This is a genomic window from Serinicoccus sp. CUA-874 (assembly GCF_001942225.1).
GTDB classification, from domain to species: domain Bacteria; phylum Actinomycetota; class Actinomycetes; order Actinomycetales; family Dermatophilaceae; genus Ornithinicoccus; species Ornithinicoccus marinus.
Map to the genome: position 1 here is coordinate 40,037 of NZ_MKJZ01000004.1, position 16,902 is coordinate 56,938.

The 16,902-nt window shown below is 74.2% G+C and carries 17 protein-coding genes, 1 tRNA gene and 2 pseudogenes; 16 read left to right on the top strand and 4 right to left on the bottom strand.

The window, feature by feature from the left end; all coding sequences use genetic code 11:
• The first annotated feature begins 44 nt into the window (after positions 1-44).
• The 7 genes and pseudogenes from BJF80_RS01805 to BJF80_RS18670 all read left to right on the top strand — a co-directional run bounded on the left by BJF80_RS01805 (position 45) and on the right by BJF80_RS18670 (position 5,472).
• Positions 45-388 (top strand): annotated as a pseudogene (locus BJF80_RS01805) (UBP-type zinc finger domain-containing protein).
• Between the two features lie 34 nt (positions 389-422).
• Positions 423-1,040, top strand: coding sequence for an MFS transporter (locus BJF80_RS19570; RefSeq protein ID WP_237767379.1), 618 nt, complete (start codon positions 423-425; stop codon positions 1,038-1,040).
• Positions 1,001-1,678: an MFS transporter gene (locus BJF80_RS19575; protein ID WP_237767380.1), complete on the top strand. Its 678-nt coding sequence runs from the start codon at positions 1,001-1,003 to the stop codon at positions 1,676-1,678. The genes BJF80_RS19570 and BJF80_RS19575 overlap by 40 nt, the downstream gene beginning before the upstream one ends.
• Entirely contained in the window at positions 1,675-3,027 is a 1,353-nt protein-coding gene (locus BJF80_RS01815; protein ID WP_075811007.1) for a DUF4011 domain-containing protein, read from the top strand. Before BJF80_RS19575 ends, BJF80_RS01815 begins: the two co-directional genes overlap by 4 nt.
• Positions 3,028-3,215: 188 nt before the next feature.
• The gene (locus tag BJF80_RS01820) at positions 3,216-4,949 is read left to right on the top strand and encodes a DEAD/DEAH box helicase family protein (protein WP_075811008.1); all 1,734 of its coding nucleotides are present in this window, start codon (positions 3,216-3,218) and stop codon (positions 4,947-4,949) included.
• Positions 4,943-5,254 (top strand): PDDEXK-like endonuclease domain-containing protein, encoded by a 312-nt coding sequence (locus tag BJF80_RS01825; protein ID WP_075811009.1) that lies wholly within the window; start codon positions 4,943-4,945, stop codon positions 5,252-5,254. The genes BJF80_RS01820 and BJF80_RS01825 overlap by 7 nt, the downstream gene beginning before the upstream one ends.
• A 44-nt stretch (positions 5,255-5,298) precedes the next feature.
• The gene (locus BJF80_RS18670; protein WP_158068374.1) at positions 5,299-5,472 is read left to right on the top strand and encodes a hypothetical protein; all 174 of its coding nucleotides are present in this window, start codon (positions 5,299-5,301) and stop codon (positions 5,470-5,472) included.
• Between the two features lie 106 nt (positions 5,473-5,578).
• Here BJF80_RS18670 and mscL read toward each other — a convergent pair whose 3' ends face one another.
• The 3 genes from mscL to BJF80_RS01840 form a co-directional block, all read right to left on the bottom strand.
• Positions 5,579-5,986 carry a large conductance mechanosensitive channel protein MscL gene (gene mscL, locus BJF80_RS01830; protein ID WP_075811010.1) on the bottom strand — a complete coding sequence of 136 codons (408 nt, stop codon included), beginning with the start codon at positions 5,984-5,986 and terminating at the stop codon, positions 5,579-5,581.
• A gap of 168 nt (positions 5,987-6,154) precedes the next feature.
• Positions 6,155-6,787, bottom strand: coding sequence for an SAF domain-containing protein (locus BJF80_RS01835; protein ID WP_083652720.1), 633 nt, complete (start codon positions 6,785-6,787; stop codon positions 6,155-6,157).
• A gap of 40 nt (positions 6,788-6,827) precedes the next feature.
• On the bottom strand, positions 6,828-7,244 hold the full coding sequence (locus BJF80_RS01840) for an FmdB family zinc ribbon protein (RefSeq protein WP_075811011.1): 417 nt from the start codon (positions 7,242-7,244) through the stop codon (positions 6,828-6,830).
• Positions 7,245-7,304: 60 nt separating this feature from the next.
• On the opposite strand from BJF80_RS01840, the gene BJF80_RS01845 reads away from it, so the two are divergent.
• The gene (locus BJF80_RS01845) at positions 7,305-9,998 is read left to right on the top strand and encodes a penicillin acylase family protein (protein WP_075811012.1); all 2,694 of its coding nucleotides are present in this window, start codon (positions 7,305-7,307) and stop codon (positions 9,996-9,998) included.
• A gap of 27 nt (positions 9,999-10,025) precedes the next feature.
• On the opposite strand, the gene BJF80_RS01850 is transcribed toward BJF80_RS01845, so the two are convergent.
• A complete protein-coding gene (locus tag BJF80_RS01850) occupies positions 10,026-10,655 on the bottom strand; it encodes a 5-formyltetrahydrofolate cyclo-ligase (protein WP_075811013.1) in 630 nt (209 codons plus the stop codon).
• A gap of 37 nt (positions 10,656-10,692) precedes the next feature.
• Here BJF80_RS01850 and BJF80_RS01855 point away from each other — a divergent pair, with 37 nt between their 5' ends.
• The 8 genes and pseudogenes from BJF80_RS01855 to BJF80_RS19580 all read left to right on the top strand — a co-directional run.
• Positions 10,693-11,970 (top strand): molybdopterin molybdotransferase MoeA, encoded by a 1,278-nt coding sequence (locus BJF80_RS01855; protein ID WP_075811014.1) that lies wholly within the window; start codon positions 10,693-10,695, stop codon positions 11,968-11,970.
• Positions 11,970-12,464 (top strand): cyclic pyranopterin monophosphate synthase MoaC, encoded by a 495-nt coding sequence (gene moaC / locus BJF80_RS01860; RefSeq protein ID WP_022924514.1) that lies wholly within the window; start codon positions 11,970-11,972, stop codon positions 12,462-12,464. The genes BJF80_RS01855 and moaC overlap by 1 nt, the downstream gene beginning before the upstream one ends.
• A 187-nt stretch (positions 12,465-12,651) precedes the next feature.
• Complete coding sequence (locus tag BJF80_RS01865) at positions 12,652-13,143, top strand: GNAT family N-acetyltransferase (protein WP_075811015.1); 492 nt, start codon at positions 12,652-12,654, stop codon at positions 13,141-13,143.
• 91 nt (positions 13,144-13,234) lie between these two features.
• Positions 13,235-14,341 (top strand): SepX/GlpR family protein, encoded by a 1,107-nt coding sequence (locus BJF80_RS01870; RefSeq protein WP_075811016.1) that lies wholly within the window; start codon positions 13,235-13,237, stop codon positions 14,339-14,341.
• 128 nt (positions 14,342-14,469) lie between these two features.
• A tRNA-Ala gene (locus BJF80_RS01875) sits at positions 14,470-14,545 on the top strand.
• A gap of 189 nt (positions 14,546-14,734) precedes the next feature.
• Positions 14,735-15,739: an ornithine carbamoyltransferase gene (argF, locus tag BJF80_RS01880; RefSeq protein WP_075811017.1), complete on the top strand. Its 1,005-nt coding sequence runs from the start codon at positions 14,735-14,737 to the stop codon at positions 15,737-15,739.
• Positions 15,736-16,461, top strand: coding sequence for a PH domain-containing protein (locus BJF80_RS01885; protein WP_237767381.1), 726 nt, complete (start codon positions 15,736-15,738; stop codon positions 16,459-16,461). Before argF ends, BJF80_RS01885 begins: the two co-directional genes overlap by 4 nt.
• A pseudogene (locus tag BJF80_RS19580) lies at positions 16,451-16,717 on the top strand (PH domain-containing protein); the annotation flags it as partial. The gene BJF80_RS01885 and the pseudogene BJF80_RS19580, both read left to right, overlap by 11 nt.
• Positions 16,718-16,902 lie beyond the last annotated feature (185 nt).

Consider the following 16,902-nt stretch of genomic DNA (forward strand, 5'->3'; position numbering starts at 1 on the left):
CCTCCTCGTGCGTGAATGGGGCGACCCGAGGAGAGAGGACCGACATGAGCAGCGAGGGGATCAGCGCCGAGGTGCCGCCGAGCGGCACCGGGTGCGTGGAGTGCGCGGACGCCGGGGGCTGGTGGATGCACCTGCGCCGGTGCGCCGAGTGCGGGCACGTCGGGTGCTGCGACAGTTCGCCGGGCCAGCACGCGAGCGCCCACTTCCGTGACTCCGGGCACCGGTCGTGCAGAGCTTCGAGCCGGGGGAGGACTGGTTCTGGTCCTACGAGAAGGGCAAGGGTGTGCTCGGCCCGGAGCTCGCGGCCCCGACCAGCCGGCCCGAGGACCAGCCGGCACCCGGCCCCGCCGGTAGGGTCCCGGCGAACTGGCGGCTGCAGATCCACTGACCGCCGCCGGGACCGCTGCTGCGACACTGCCCGGGTGATCGAACGCGCCCTCGACCCCGCCGGGACCGCGCAGCTCCAGTCCCGCACCGTCCTCACCCTCATGGGCAGCCAGACCCTCGGCGGCATCGGGGTGGCCAGCGGCATCGCCGTGGGGGCGATCGTCGCCGCGGACGTCAGCGGTCGGGACGCGCTGTCGGGCCTCGCGACGACGACCCAGGTGCTCGGCGGGGCCCTGTTCACCATCCCGGTCGCGGCGCTCATGGGTCGGCACGGGCGCCGGGCAGGGCTCTCCGCGGCCTACGTCATCGGCGCGCTCGGGGCAGCGCTGGCGATCACCGCCACCGCGACCGGGACCTTCTGGTTGCTGCTCGTCGGCACCACGCTCTTCGGCGCCTCGACGACCGCAGGCAGCCAGGCCCGGTATGCCGCGACCGACCTCGCCGTCCACGAGCGCCGGGGACGCCAGCTGAGCTGGGTGGTGTGGGCCACGACGATCGGGTCGGTGCTGGGCCCCAACATGGTCGGCCCCGGCAAGGCCGTCGCCGGGGTGCTCGGGCTGCCCCCGCTCGCGGGCGCTGGGTCTTCTCCGCCGTCGGCTTCGCGCTGGCCGCCGTGGTGCTGCAGCTCGCGCTCCGGCCCGACCCGCTCGTGACCGCCCGCCGGCTCGCCGGCGTCGACACCGACCAGCCGGTCGGCCGGCAGGGGAGCGTGGCCGACGGGCTGCGGCTGATCCGGGCGACCCCGGCCGCGATGTGGGGGACCGTCGCCCTCACGGTCGGACACATCGTCATGGTGGCGGTCATGGTCATGACGCCGCTGCACATGCGGCACGGGCAGGCGGAGATCGAGCTCATCGGCCTGGTCATCAGCCTGCACATCCTCGGCATGTACGGCCTGGCCCCCGTGACCGGACAGCTCACCGACCGGTGGGGTGCCCGCCCGGTGGTGCTCCTCGGGGTCGTCCTGCTCGTCCTGGCCTGCCTGCTCGCCGGGCTCAGCCAGGACGGCTTCTCGGGAGGGCTCACGGCCGGCCTCGTCCTGCTCGGTCTCGGCTGGTCCTGCACCATGGTCGCCGGCTCGGGCACGGTCGCCGGGTCGGTGCCCGTCGGCCAGCGGGCCTCGGTGCAGGGCGCGGCCGATCTCGTCATGGGCCTGTCCGCGGCCGCCGGTGGTGCCCTCGCCGGGGTGGTCATGGACCTCGCCGGGTATGCCTGGCTCTGCGTCCTCGCCGCGCTCGCCGCGGTGGGGCTCGCGGCATACACCCGCCGAGTCGTTAGCCTGAGGCAGTGAGCTCGCTGCGCCCCCTGAACACCCTCGACGAAGCACGCGTCGAGGCCGTGCAGCGCGCCCGGACCCGGTGGCGTCACGAGGTCGCCGAGCTCGGCGGGGCCAACTCCCTGCTCTGGCACCGCACGTCGCTGACCGGCACCTTCGACCTCAACCTGGCGCACCCCGGCGGGGTGGCCAAGCTCTTGTCGGGACGTCCCACGCCGCTGTCCGACCTGGTCCGTGAGCAGGTGGCCTTCGCCGATGCGGCCCGGCGGCTGGGCGGGATCCGCGACAAGGTCACCGAGATGCGGCGCGAGCACGGGCTGGAGACCAGCTTCCTGGCCATCGGGCTGGCCACCTGGACGCTGCACCGCGTGCCGGTGCCCCCGCGTGCCCCCGTGCTGCTGCGGGCGTGCACCATCACCCCGACCGATGCCGCGCACTCCGACTTCGTCCTCGAGCTGCACGAGGACGTCGTCTTCAACCCGGTGCTGGAGCACTACCTGCGCAGCGAGGCGCACCTGCAGCCCGACCCGGCGCTCCTGGCGGGCCTGTCCGCGCAGAGTCACGGCTTCGACCCGCGGTTGACCTACCGGGCGCTGGAGGACATCTGCATCGAGATGTCCGGGTTCGCCATCGGTCCGCAGATGGTCATCAGCACCTTCCCCTGGGCCAAGCTGCCGCTGGTCACCTCCTACACCGGCGATCCTGAGCCGCTGGCCGCGCACGACGTGGTCGCGGCGCTCGCCGGGGCCGACGTGCGGCTCACCCCCTCCGTGCAGGACCCGGACCGCGCCGAGGACGCCGCCCGCGAGCTCGGTGCCCTCGACGCCGACGCCTCGCAACGGGCGGTGATCGACGAGGTGTCGCACGGCGGTGACCTCGTGCTCGACACCCCCTCCGGGACCGGCGCGACCCAGACGATCGCCAACGTCGTGGTGGGCGCCCTGTCGGAGGGCCGCACCGTCATGGTCTGCAGCGAGGACCGCAGCGCGCTGCAGGCGTTGCGTCGCCGGCTGGATCACGTCGGGCTGGGCGACCTGTGCCTGCACCTCGCCGAGGACCCCGCCTCGATGCGCGACACGCTCGCCGCGGTGCGTCACAACCTGGACCGCCTGCCCGCCGAGGACGAGCCGGACCTCGGTCCCGACCCGCTCCCCGCACGGGCCGACGCCCTGTCCGTGCTGCGCCGCGAGCAGGAGGTCCTGCACCAGGAGCACGGGCCGTGGGGGCTCAGCCTGGCCAGCACCGAGGACGACCTCTCCGCGCTCGCGACCGCCGAGCACCCTCCGGCCTCCCGGGTGCGGCTCCCGCTCGACGTCCTGCGCACGCTGACCGAGGAGGAGCTGTCCGCGGTCACCGACGCCTGATCGAGGCTGCGGACTGCGGCGCCTGGTCGACGGCACGCACCGAGGACCCGTGGTATGCCGCCCGCCTCACCGGCCCCGACGACGCCGCCCGGGCGACCGAGATCGTCGGCCGCCTGGTCTCCGAGAAGTTCAGCAGCGCACGCCAGCAGGCCGACACCGTATGCCGCGCCGCAGGCCTGCCGGCGCCGGTGACGCTGACCCAGTGGGCTCATCGGCTCGGTCTCCTCTCCCGCGCCAGCGACACCCTCGACCACTTCTCGCCGGGGATCTACGACGCACCGCTGGAGCAGATGGTCGCCGCGCTGGGGGCCGACCGCGACTCGACGGCAGCGGCCCCACGGCCCGGTGCCGTCGCCCGGGCCCGGCTGCGCCGTCAGGTGCGCCAGCAGCTGCGGCCCGGCACCCCACCACCGGACCTCGCCGAGCGGGTGCGCAGGGCGCGCGACGAGAAGCAGGAGTGGGAGGAGGTCGCCGGCAAGGCGGCTCGCCCCACAGCGCCCGAAGGCTGGGAGGAGGCCCTGGCGGCGCACGCGCCGATCGGGGAGGACCTGGCCTGGCTGGAGCAGGCGTTGACCGGGACCTCGGCCGGTGACGAGCTGTCGACCACTCACCTGGACACGGTCCTGGAGCGGCTGGTGCGGCTGGACGCGCGCGCCGACCGGGCCCCGGTGGCAGCACAGGCGCACCCGCTGCTCGCGCCGCTGCGCGAGCGCGGTCTCGGTGAGCTCGTCGACGACCTCGCCCGGCGTGGCGTGCCCGCGGACCGGGTGTCCCAGGAGGTCCGCTTCGTGCACCGCAGCTCGGTGCTGGACCACCTCACCTCGGACGCCGTGCCGCAGCAGGTCGGCGGGGACACCGTGCGCGAGGCCGAGCGCTCCTTCCGCGCCGCCGACCGCGCCCATCTGCACCGCAACGCCCTGCGGGCCCGTCGCGCCGTGCTGCGCCGGTTGCGCCGCACGTTGTCCGGCCACGCCTCCCAGCTCGGGGCCTGGCAGCGTGCCCTGGAGGAGACGAAGGTCGGTGCGGTCGACGCCCGTGACGTGATCAGCCGCGCTCCCGACGTGGTCCTGGCCGCGGCGCCTGTCCTCCTGGCCAGCCAGCTGGCCGTCCCGGCGGTGCTGCCGCCCGACCTCACGCTCGGCCTCGTGGTCGTCGACCGCGCCGGGCGCACCACCACCGCCCGCACCGCACCGGCGCTGGCGCGGGGGCGCCAGGTCCTCGTCGTCGGTGACAGCGGCGGACCGGGGCCGAGCCACTTCGCCGTCGTCGCCGACCCCCGGGCCGAGGGGGACCCGGGCCCCATGGACGAGCCGTCGCTGCTCTCGCGCGCCGCACAGGTGCTGCCGGTGCGTCACCTCGGCACGCACTACCGGGCGCTCGACCAGGGTCTCGTCGCCCCGCTGGCACCCCTCATGCCGCGTCCGGTGCACTCCTTTCCCGGGGTGGAGCGGGCGGCCAGCGTGCGCGAGCACGTGGTGGACGGTCACGTCAGCGCCCGGGTCGAGGCCGGCGTGCGGCTGGTGCTCGGGCACGCCCGCTCCGGGCCGGACAGCCTGCTCCTGGTGACCGACGACGAGGCGGGCGCCGAGGACGCCGGGATCGCGCTGCGCGCGGCGATGGGCGAGGACGAGCGGCCGGCGTCGCTGTCCGACGACGAGCAGCACAGCCAGGCCTTCCTCGTGCTCCCCGTGCACCGGGTCGCGGGCCAGACGCGGGACCGCGTGGTCTGGATCGGGTCGCCGGAGGCCGTGCGCAGCCCGGAGGCCGCCGGGTCGGTGCTCGCCGCGGCGCGGCGCAGCGTCGACCTCGTCACCGCGACCCCCGTGGCCGACTGGCCGACCGGTGCAGGTCACGGGGCGGCGATCGTGCGGCACGCCCTGGTCCCGGGCGCGAGGAGCACGGGCACGGCTCCGCCGTGCTGACCGAGCTCGTCCGCCGGCTGCGCGCCGAGGGCCTCCAGGTCAAGGAGGGGGTGGGCCACGGACCGCACGCGATCGACCTGGCCGTGGTGTCGGAGGACGACGACGCACGGTATGCCGTGGCCGTCGACGGCGACGTGCAGCGCGGCCCGGTGCCGAGTCCGGGGCGCGACGACGTGCGCCTGCGGCACGACCAGCTGACCCGGATGGGGTGGGTGCCGGTGCGGGTGCGCACCACCGACGTCTTCACGGACCCCGCCCGCGAGGTCGCCCGGGTGCTGCAGGCGCTGCGCGGGCGGTCTGGGTGAGCCGACCGAGCGGAGAAAAGCGCCGTCGCGCCCCCCGGCGTGCCGTGGCCGCACCGACCAACCCGGCGGCCGACCAGTCCGACGAGGTCCCCGCCTCTCATGACGGCCGGTCCGTCCCCGGACAGCCCGAACGCGGCCGGGAGGCCGGGCGCGTGCCGCGCCGCCTCGACCCGCGGGACGACTGGATCCTCGAGCAGCGCCCGCCGCACTGGGACTGACGCCGTGTCGGGACATCCCCAGTGACATGCAGGACGCCGCACAGGACGACGTGTCTGTGCCGGGGCGTCCCGGTGCGCGGTGAGCAGGTGCCCGCGGCTGCTCAGGTCAGAGCGAGCCGTCCGCGCGGCGCTGGGCCAGCAGGTCGCGGATCTCGCGGAGCGTGGCCACCTCGTCGGTGACGATCTCCTCCTCGACCGGCTTGTTGCGATTCATGCGCTCGCTCACCTTGTTCATCGGGGCGACGAGCACGAAGTACACGACGGCCGCGGTGAGCAGGAAGACGATGAGGGCGTTGATGATGGCCGCGAAGTCCATCGCGGTGTCGGCGCGACCGTTGATGATCTCGAACTTGAGACCGCCGACCTCGGCGCCGCCCGCCGCGTTGAGCAGCGGGGTGATGATGCTGGAGACGATGGTGTCGACGACCGCGGCGAAGGCCGAGCCGATGACGACCGCGACGGCCAGCTCGATCACGTTGCCGCGCATGATGAAGTCCTTGAAGCCGCTGAGCATGGCCTCTCCTTTCGTGCGAGCGCAGGGCAGGGGCAGATCGCTCGTGGTGGTGGTGGTGGGTGGCCCGACATCGTGACACGCCCCTCGGGCCAGTCGAGAAGTGTATACCGCCACCCGCGCTCTCGATCACCCTTTCGGGTGAGTCGGGAGTGTGAGGTTACTCACGCGTCAACCACCGGTCGCGCGGACCGCCACGAGCAGCGCAGCGCCGAGCGGGTCGGCGCCCCGGGCCGCGGCCAGGTCGCCGGCCGTGCCCTCGTCGACGGCCACCCACAGGCCGGGCTCCTCTCCCGTGCCGGGCCGTAGCACGAGCGCACCCCGGGCCACCCGATCCCCGTCCACGGGGGAGTGGACGTCGATCCGGTCGCCGGCGACCGTGGCCGTCGCCACCGCCGCGTCGGTCACGGGCAGCCAGACCGCCACCTCACCCTCGAGCCCGTCGAGCAGCGCGCTGGTGCGCAGGTCCGCGGTCGTCAGCACCTCCCCGGCCTGCACCGGCACCGCGAGGGAGGCGCCGACCTCAGGGGCGGCGGAGAGGAACCCCTCGGGCAGCAGGTCCGGCGGCACGTGGCGCAGCTCGGTGTCGCGCGCGGACAGAGTGGTGCCGACGGCGAGCTGCCGGGCGGCGACGACCACCGGGACCTCGTCGGGCTGCGGGCGGGTCAGCACCAGGTGCAGGCTGCCGCCCACCGTGATCGCCGCGAGGGCCGCCGCCAGCCAGCGCCGCAGCACCGGATGTCGCAGCACACGGGCCAGCTCACGTCGGGAGGAGGTGCCGGATCGGGCTGCTCGTCGGGTCACCCCACCGACCGTAGGCAGGCCGGCGCGTGCCGACCAGGGCTCAGCGCGCGGCTGTGGACGACCCGCCGGAGGACCCCGAGGATGTGGACGACGATGCGCCGGACGTCGACGTGCCCCCGGAGGATCCGGAGGAGCCCTTCGCCCCGCCGGAGCCGCTCGTGCCGGAGTCGCCGGTGCTTCCCCCGCTCGTGCCGGACCCGGCCGCCCCCGTCTCACCCTTGCCCGACTGGCCCTTGCCGGACTCGCTCGTGCCGGACCCGCCCGCGCCGGAGGAACGCGATCCGCGGGAGTCGGTGCGGTAGAAGCCCGAGCCCTTGAAGACGACGCCGACCGCGCTGAAGACCTTGCGCAGCGATCCGTCGCACTCCGGGCATACCGTCAGTGCGTCGTCGGTGAAGGCCTGCTGGATGTCGAAGGCGTGACCGCAGTCCTTGCAGGCGTATGAATACGTGGGCACGAGGTCGGATTCTACGTCGCCTCCGACGGTCCTCACGCACGGTCGCCTAGGCTGGGGCCCGTGTCCCGACCTCTGTGGCAGCGCGTGGCCGTGCCCACGGTCGCGATCCTCGTGGTCGTGGCGGTGGCCACGGCCGTGATCGGCGTGGGCCTCGCGAGGCGCGCCTTCCCGCAGGTCTCCGGCGAGCTGGAGCTGCCCGGTCTCGCCGGTCCCGTCGAGGTGGTCCGGGACGAGCGGGGCGTGCCGCACATCTACGCCGACACCGCGGAGGACCTCTTCCGCGCACAGGGCTTCGTCGCCGCCCAGGACCGCTTCTTCCAGATGGACCTGCGTCGCCACATCGTCAGCGGGCGGCTGTCCGAGCTCGTGGGCGAGGGCGGCCTGGAGACGGACCGGGTGATCCGCACGCTGGGGTGGCGCCGCGTCGCCGAGCAGGAGCTCTCGCTGCTGTCCCCGGACGCGCGGACCTACCTCGCCGCCTACGCCTCCGGCGTCAACGCCTACATCGACAGCCGCAGCGGCCCCTCCGCGATGGGGGTGGAGTACGTCGCGCTGGCGCAGAGCGCCCCGGGCTACACCGTGCGCGACTGGGACGAGGTCGACTCGCTCGCCTGGCTCAAGGCGATGGCCTGGGACCTGCGCGGCAACTACGACGACGAGCTCGCCCGCGGCCGCCTGGTCGGCGAGGTCTCCCTGGACCAGCTGGAGAACCTCTACCCCGACTACCCCGCCGACGAGCACCCGCCGATCCTCGACCGCAGCGAGTGGTCGCCGCCGGAGCGGCCCGCACCAGGGGTCAGCGACACGCGAGGTGGCGCCCGCGGCACGGTCCTGGCCCCGGTCCCCGGTCAGGGGGACCCGGCCGACATCGCCGGGCTCACCGAGCCGCAGGCCCCGGACGGACCGACCTCCGGGATGACGCGCAACTGGCTGGCCGGGGGGAGCCCGGACGCGCGGGACGCCCTGGCCGACACCGGCACGGTGCTGGCGGCGGTGCCCGAGCTGCTCGGCGAGGGGGAGGGGATCGGCTCCAACTCGTGGGTCGTCTCCGGCGAGCACACCGAGAGCGGTATGCCGCTGCTCGCCAACGACCCGCACCTGGCGATCACGCAGCCCGGGATCTGGATGCAGAGCGGCCTGCACTGCCGGGAGGTGGACGAGGCCTGCCCCTTCGACGTCACAGGCTTCACCTTCGCCGGTTTCCCCGGGGTCGTCATCGGCCACAACCAGTCCATCGCCTGGGGCTTCACCAACCTCGACCCCGACGTCACCGACTTCTACCTCGAGGACACCGCCGGCGACACGGTCCTGCGCGAGGACGAGCACGTGCCGATGGACGTGCGCACCGAGACCATCCGGGTGGCCGGCGGTGACGACGTGGAGCTGGAGGTGCGGGAGACCTCCCACGGGCCGATCGTCTCCGACGTGCTCGCCGAGACCGGTGTCATGGGCGCCAACGGGCCGATCGACGGGGTCGCGACCTCCCGTGACTTCGAGGTCGCGCTGCGCTGGACCGGGCTGGAGCCCTCGCGCACCGCCGAGGCGGTCTTCGCGCTCAACGCTGCCACCGACTGGGAGGGTTTCCGCGGCGCGGCCGAGCTCTTCGCCGTGCCCTCGCAGAACCTGCTCTACGCCGACACCGAGGGCAACATCGGCTACCAGGCGCCCGGGCTGGTCCCGGTCCGCCGGGCGGCGACCCACGGCACCCCGCCGGGCTACTTCCCCGCCCCCGGCTGGGACGAGCAGTATGCCTGGAGCGGGTGGGTCGACTTCGCGGACCTGCCCTCGGCCTACAACCCCGAGGACGGCATGGTCGTGGCCGCGAACCAGGCCGTGGTCCGTGGCTCGACCCCCTTCCTCACCAGCGAGTACGACAAGGGCTACCGCTCGACCCGCATCCTGGAGCTGCTGCAGGAGCGGCTCGAGCAGGGGCCGCTCACCGCGGCGGACATGAACGACATCCAGCTCGACGACACCAGCACCTTCGCGCTGGACGTGGTCCCCTACCTCACCTCGATCGATCTCGACGGCCGGTTCTACACCGAGGCGCAGGGTCTGCTGCGGGACTGGGACGGCACCGCCCCGGCGGAGGGGGAGCAGACGGCGGCCGCGGCATACTTCTACGCCGTCTACGACAACCTCCTCGAGGCGGTCTTCGACGACGAGCTCCCCCCGGACCTCGGGGCCACCGGCAACTCCCGCTCGATGCAGGTCATGGCCGAGCTCATGGCCACCCCCGAGAGTGTCTGGTGGGACGACCAGCGCACCCCCGGGGTCGTGGAGTCCCGGGACGAGGTGCTGCGCACGGCCCTGGTGGACGCGCGGCTGGACCTCACCCGCACGGTCTCCAAGGACCCGGACGACTGGAGCTGGGGCGAGCTGCACCGGGCGGACCTGCGCCACCAGGTCCTCGGTGAGGAGGGAGTGCCCGGCCTGGTGCAGCAGATGGTCAACCGCGGGCCGCTCCCGGTGTCCGGCAGCAGCTCCATGGTCAACGCGATGAACTGGGACGCCAGCACGGACAGCTTCGACGTCACGTCGGCACCCTCGATGCGCATGGTCGTCGACCTCGGCGACCTCGACGCCTCCACCTGGGTCAACCAGACGGGCACCTCCGGCCATCCCTTCCACAGCAACTACGACGACCAGACGCAGGCGTGGGTCGAGGGCGGCACCTACCCGTGGGCTTTCACCCGGGCCGCCGTGGACGAGGCGGGCACCGACACCCTCACGCTGCTGCCGGCGGACGAGTGAGCGGGGCCGGCTGAGCGCCGGTGCGGGTCAGCGCACCGGGACCGGCACCACGCCGCTGGTCGGCCGCAGCACCGCGTCGACCACGGCGTCGTGGTCCGCGGCGGGCACCCGGGGCACGACCTCGTGGTCGTGCAGCACGATGACCACGGGTGCCCCGGCGGAGCTCTCACGCAGCCGCGGCAGCACCGTGTCGTAGTAGCCCCCACCCTGCCCCAGCCGCACCCCGTCGCGGGAGACCGCGAGCCCGGGGACGAAGGCCAGGTCGACCTCGGCGAGGACGTCCTCGCCGAAGGGGCGCCGGTCGGGGTCGGCCAGGTCGGCCCACTCCAGCCGCGGTCGCGCGAGGGTGATCGGCACGAGCACCCGCACGCCCGCACCGCGCAGCGCGGCGGTCAGCCCGTCGACCGGTGGCTCGGTGCGCATCGGCTCGTAGGCGGTCACGGTCATCCCGGCGAGGTCCGCGCGGGCCGAGCCACGGGCATACCGACGCAGGTGCGTGAGACCCGCCTCGGCGAGCGATCTGGCGAGGGCGGGCCGGTCCGCCGGCGACCACGCGGCGACGAGGTCGCGGCGCGCGGTCCGGACCAGCGCGCGCCAGTGCGCCTTGTCGGCGACGACGTCGCCCGTCGGACGGTAGGGCGGGAGCGGCAGGCTCATGCGGCCCCAGTGTGGCCGATGCTCCTAGGGTGGGGCCATGATCTCTGTCGACGAGCACCTGGACTCCGTGCTGGCTCAGGTCGAGCCGGTGGCCCCGGTCACGCTGCCGGTCCGGCGTGCGCAGGGCCTCGTGACCACCGCCGACGTGCACAGCCGCGTCGACCTGCCGCGCTTCGACAACTCCTCGATGGATGGGTATGCCGTCCGCCGGGCCGACCTCGAGGGGGCCAGCAGCGAGAGCCCGGTCGTGCTGCCCGTCGCCGGCGACGTCGCCGCGGGCGACCAGTCGCAGCACGTGCTCGCCCCTGGGCAGGTGTGGCGGATCATGACCGGCGCCCCCCTGCCCGAGGGCGCCGACGCCGTCGTCAAGGTCGAGGACACCGACGGACACCCGCACGAGCCGCAGCTGCGCGTCCACCCCGACGAGGGGGCGCACATCCGCCGCGCGGGCGAGGACGTCAGGGCCGGGGACCTGATCCTGCCCGCGGGGAGCCGGGTCGGGGCGGGGGAGATCGCCGCGCTGCTGTCCTCGGGGGTGACCGAGGTCGAGGTCGTCGGGCCGGTGCGGGTGGCGATCCTGTCGACGGGTGACGAGCTCGTGCCCGCCGGCGAGCCCGTCGGCCCCGGGCAGATCGTCGACAGCAACGGCCCGATGCTGGAGGCGCTGGTGCGCGACGCGGGGGCCCACGTCGTGCACGTCGGGCACCTGCCCGACGACGAGGGTGCCACCAAGAAGCAGCTGCACCGAATGCTGGACCACGCCGACCTCGTCATCACCACCGGTGGCGTGAGCAAGGGCGAGTTCGACCTCGTCAAGAAGGTGCTCACCGGCCAGGGGTCGATGGAGTTCGTCGAGGTCGCGATGCAGCCCGGCAAGCCGCAGGGCTTCGGGGTGCTGGGGCGTCGCGACGTGCCCGTCTTCACGCTGCCGGGCAACCCGGTGAGCACGCTGGTGAGCTTCGAGGTCTTCGTGCGGCCGGCGCTGCAGCGCAGAGCCGGACGGCGCGAGGGCGCCCGGCTCGCGCGCGGCTTCGCCACGACCGGGTGGCGCAGCTCGCCGGACCGGCAGACGTATACCCGGGTGCGGGTCGACCGCGACCCCACCGGCGCGTATGCCGTCTCGCCCGCCGGCGGTGCCGGGTCGCACCTCGTCGGGCCGCTCGCCGTCGCCGACGCGCTGGCGATCTCGGAGCCGGAGGTGAACGAAGTGTCCGCCGGGTCCGAGCTGGACCTGCTGCTGCTGCGGCCACGCGCCGAGATCGACGCCCGGCTGCACGCCGAGGGGCAGGGTGACGAGGCGGGCGAGGACGGCTGATGGGGCACGAGCCGCGGCTGACCCACCTGCGGGCCGACGGGTCGGCCCACATGGTCGACGTCAGCACCAAGGAGGTCACCGCGCGCAGCGCCACGGCGCGTGGACGCGTCGACCTGTCGGCGGACGCGGTCGCCGCGCTGCGGGACGGCACCGTGCCCAAGGGCGACGCCCTCGGGGTGGCGCGGATCGCGGGCATCCAGGCGGCCAAGCGCACGCCGGACCTCGTGCCGCTGTGCCACCCGATCGCGATCCACGCTGTCGAGGTGGACCTGACGGTCGACGACGGCGGGGTGGAGATCACCGCGACGGTGCGCACCGCCGACCGCACCGGGATCGAGATGGAGGCGCTGACCTGCGTGAGCGTCGCCGCGCTGGCCCTGGTCGACATGGTCAAGGCGGTGGACAAGCTGGCGGTGATCGGCGGGGTGCGGGTGGTCGCGAAGTCCGGGGGTCGGTCGGGGGACTGGGTCCGCACCGAGGCGAGGGGCCGGTGAGCCCCGCGTCGGCGCCATGACGGGTGCCGGGGTGAGTCAGGGATGAGGGACGCGTGAGCTGGCGCTGGCCCGTCAGCGTCCGGCACCAGCTCCCCGACGGCAGGGCGCTGGTCCTGCGGCCGCTGGAGCGGGCCGACCGGGCCGCCTGGGAGTCCTTGCGGCGCCGCAACGAGGCCTGGCTGCGGCCGTGGGAGTCGACCGCGCCGGGCGAGAGGACGCCGAACCTGCCTTCCCGCGGTTGCGGCGGGTCCTGGACCGCGGCGCGCGGGACGGGCTGGTCCTGCCCTTCGTCATCGACGTGGACGGGGAGATCGTCGGCCAGATCCAGCTCTTCGACGTGCTCTGGGGCGCGCGGCAGGCCGGGTGGGCCGGTTACTGGCTCGACCGGCAGGCGACCGGGCGCGGGGTGGCGACGTGGGCGCTCGCGGCGCTGGTCGACCACGCGCTCCTGGAGGTGGGCCTGCACCGCGTCGAGGTGGCGATCCGACCGCAGAACTCCGCCTCCCTCGCCGTGGTCACCCGGCTGCGTATCCGGGAGGAGGGTCGCCAGCGCGGGCTCATGCACGTCGACGGAGGGTGGGCCGACCACCGGCTCTTCGCCGTGGTCGCCGAGGACCTGCGGCCGGGCGGGTATGCCCCGGGTGGCCTGGTCGCGCTGCTGCACGGCCGCGCCGGGTGAGGAGGCCGTTCCCGCGAGTCACAGGAGAAACTCCCGCGACACTCCGCCGACCTCACCGCCTCGTGCTGCGGCGGCACCTACCGTGAGTCCCGTGCCTCCGGTCAGCAGCCTCATCTTCGTCGTCATCGTGGCGGTCTGGGCTGTCTATCTCGTCCAGCACTGGGTCCGCCGTCGTGAGCACGTCGCGACCGCGCGGTCGGTCGACCGGTTCTCCGAGGCCATGCGCGTGCTCGAGCGCCGTCGGGCGCTCCCGCGCCCCGACATCGCGGAGCAGGCCCCGGCGGCCTATTCCGTCTCCCCGCTGCGCCCGGCCCGACCGGACGTCGTCGTCAAGCGCGGCGGGAGCGCTGCGGCCTCTGCTCCCGCGACGGCGCGCCCAGCGGCCCGTCCCGCTGCCGCTCGTCCTGCGGCCAGCGCCACGTCGAGCGCACCGGCGCCCCGGCGCCGGAGCGGCGCCACTGCCGTCGGTCCCACCCCGGCGGTGCGGCGCGCCCGGCGTGCCGCACAGCTGCGGGCGACCGCGCTGATCGTCGCCTCCGTGGTGATGGTGGCGCTCGTCTCGCTCGGGGTCAGCCCCGTGCTGGACTGGTGGTGGAGCTTCGTGGGCGTCGCTGTGCTGGCCGCGACGCTCCTGCTCGTGCGGCGCTCCGCCGCCGCCCAGCGCTCGCGCCGGGCCCGGCCGCGTCGTGCGACGGTGCGCCCGGACACGGCACCGCAGCGATCCGGTGCGCCCGCACCGGTGCAGGCCGACAGCCGCCGTCCGGGCCACCAGGCGCAAGCGTCGGCGGAGGTCACGGTGACCGCGGAGGCGTCCGCCTCCCCGCTCGCCGCCCAGGCCCGCGCCACGGCGGCCTCCGCCTCGGCCGGTCCCGTCGCACCGGCCTCCGCCGGCACCGCGCGTCGGGCCGTGGACCTCCGGCCCGCGCGCCCCGCGCTCTTCGACATCGACGAGGTCGAGGCCGACCTCGCGGCCCCGCCGGTCGCCGTCACCGCGGTGGTCGACGAGGCCGAGACGGTCGCGGCGCCCGGGTCGTGGACGCCCGCCCCCGTGCCGCCGCCGACCTACACGCTCAAGGCCAAGGCATACCGTGGCGCCCCGCAGCCGTCGACCGGCTCCGCCGAGCTGCCCGCGGACGGGACCGAGATGGCGCTGGAGGAGGAGTTCGAGGACCTCCCGCAGATCCACCGCGTCGGCTGAGCCCCGCGCTCGGCGCCGGCCGACCAGGTCCCCACCCACCCCGCCTGCCGGTCCGTCGCCCCGGTCGCCCGGCTCGTCGCTGGTTTGGGCTGGCCACCTGCGGGTCTGTATAGTCTGGAGACGCACACGGGGCTGTGGCGCAGTTGGTAGCGCGTCTCGTTCGCAATGAGAAGGTCAGGGGTTCGATTCCCCTCAGCTCCACCACCGGAGAGCCCGCCGAGTCACTCGGCGGGCTCTCGTGCTGTGCGGCCTGCCGTCGAGCGACCACGGACAGCCAACCCACCCGGCCCGACCACCCGGGTACGAGAGCCGGCGGTCGCGCGATGACTAGGCTGGAGCCCAGCGGCCGGCGGGTGAGACCCGGCCGTCCGCACCCGAGCGAGGAGCCCGACCATGACCGTGGACCTGCGGGGGCGCAGCCTGCTGTCCCTGGTGGAGGAGACGCCGGAGGAGATCCGGTCGCTGCTCGACCTCGCCGCCGAGCTCAAGGCCGCCAAGCGCGCCGGCACCGAGGAGCGCCGCCTCGTCGGCCGGTCGGTCGCGCTGATCTTCGAGAAGACCTCGACCCGCACCCGCAGCGCCTTCGAGGTGGCCGCCGCCGACCAGGGCGCCCACACCACCTTCCTCGACCCCAAGAGCACCCAGATCGGGCACAAGGAGTCGATCAAGGACACCGCCCGCGTCCTCGGTCGGCTGTACGACGCGATCCAGTACCGCGGCGCTGCCCAGTCGACCGTCGAGCAGCTCGTCCGGTATGCCGGTGTGCCGGTCTACAACGGCCTCACCGACGAGTGGCACCCGACGCAGATGCTCGCCGACGCCCTCACCATGGCCGAGCACTGCGACAAGCCGTGGTCGCAGATCTCCTACGCCTACCTCGGCGACGCCCGCAACAACACCGGTCACTCGTTGCTGCTGCTGGGCGCCAAGCTCGGCATGGACGTCCGCGTCGGTGCCCCGGCCGGGCTGCAGCCTGACCCCTCCGTGGTCGCCCTGTGCCAGGAGGTCGCCGGGACCACCGGTGCGCGGGTGACGATCACCGACGACCCCCTCGCCGCCGTCTCCGGCGTGGACTTCGTGCACACTGACGTCTGGGTCTCCATGGGGGAGCCGGCCGACGCCTGGGGAGAGCGGATCGAGCAGCTGATGCCCTTCCAGGTCGATGCCGATCTCATGGCGGCCACGCGCAACCCGGCGGCGCGCTTCATGCACTGCCTGCCGGCCTTCCACGACACCGACACCGCAGTGGGGCAGGAGCTGATGGACACCCATCCGGAGCTGAAGGACGGTCTCGAGGTGACCGATGAGGTCTTCGAGTCGTCGGCCAGCATCGTCTTCGACCAGGCGGAGAACCGCCTGCACACCATCAAGGCCCTCCTCGTGGCGACCCTCGCATGACCGTCGTCCAGCCCGAGCACGTCGACGTCGGCCCGGCGCTGCGGGAGCCGGCGCACCAGGTGAGCCCGCGTGCGCTGCGTTACTGGGTGGTGCAGAACTTCATCGGCAGCGTCCTCACGTGGGGCGTCCTGTTCACCATCCACTGGTTCCTGCCGGACTCCTGGGCGCGGTGGCTCGGGCCGCTGTTCGTCCTGATCATGGTCTACAACGTCCTCGAGCTGATCCTCGAGCCCACGATCCGCTACCGGCGCACGCGCTGGGAGGTCACCGGGGAGCGGGTGTTCTCCCAGACCGGGTGGCTCTCCCGCGAGCAGCGCATCGCGCCGCTGTCCCGGGTGCAGACGGTCGACACCGAGCGGGGGCCGATCATGCGGCTCTTCCGGCTCGCCAACGTCACCGTGACCACCGCCTCGGCCGCGGGACCGATCACCCTCCGTGCCTGGACACCGACCTCGCCGACCGCGTCACCGCCGACCTGGCCCGGGTCACCGGGCAGACCCGGGGTGACGCGACGTGAGCGAGCCGCACGCCCCCGGCGCCGGGCCGGAGGTCGAGGAGCGGCCCGACGTCGCGGGTATGCCGCCGGTGGGCACCGCCGACGCCGGTCCGGACGACGGCTGGCACCGGCTCAGCCCCCGGATGCTGCTGGTCCACCCGTTGCTGGCGCTGCGGTCGATGATCGTCCCGCTCGCCCTGGTCGTCTTCCAGGTCATGCGTGGTGACGGTCTCAGCGGCGGCGGCCCGTGGATCTGGATCGCGCTGGTCTTCCCTGTGCTGGCGGTCGTCTTCGGCCTGCTCTCCTGGCACTTCACCCGCTACCGCTTCACCCCCGAGCAGCTGCAGCTGCGCACCGGGTGGCTCAACCGCAAGCTCGTCACCGCCCCGCTGGACCGCATCCGCAGCGTCGACCTGGAGTCCTCGCTGCTGCGCCGGGTCCTCGGGCTGACCAAGGCGCAGGTCGGCACGGGCGTCGACACCTCGCAGATCACCCTCGACGGGCTGCCGCGCGAGCAGGCCGCGCAGCTGCGGGTGGACCTGCTGGCCCGGTCCCACCTCGCCGACGACGAGGTCGCGGAGGCCGGGACGCCGCAGGACGCGCCGGCGGGCGAGCCCGAGCGCAGCCTGCCCGCCCCGGAGGAGGAGCTGGCCCGGATCGACTGGAG

Bases quoted from the DNA above. Each gene is read 5' to 3' on its own strand.
- BJF80_RS01885 (WP_237767381.1), top strand. From the start codon at position 15,736: ATGACCGTCGTCCAGCCCGAGCACGTCGACGTCGGCCCGGCGCTGCGG.
- mscL (WP_075811010.1), bottom strand. From the start codon at position 5,986: ATGCTCAGCGGCTTCAAGGACTTCATCATGCGCGGCAACGTGATCGAG.
- moaC (WP_022924514.1), top strand. From the start codon at position 11,970: ATGGGGCACGAGCCGCGGCTGACCCACCTGCGGGCCGACGGGTCGGCC.
- BJF80_RS01850 (WP_075811013.1), bottom strand. From the start codon at position 10,655: ATGAGCCTGCCGCTCCCGCCCTACCGTCCGACGGGCGACGTCGTCGCC.
- argF (WP_075811017.1), top strand. From the start codon at position 14,735: ATGACCGTGGACCTGCGGGGGCGCAGCCTGCTGTCCCTGGTGGAGGAG.
- BJF80_RS01855 (WP_075811014.1), top strand. From the start codon at position 10,693: ATGATCTCTGTCGACGAGCACCTGGACTCCGTGCTGGCTCAGGTCGAG.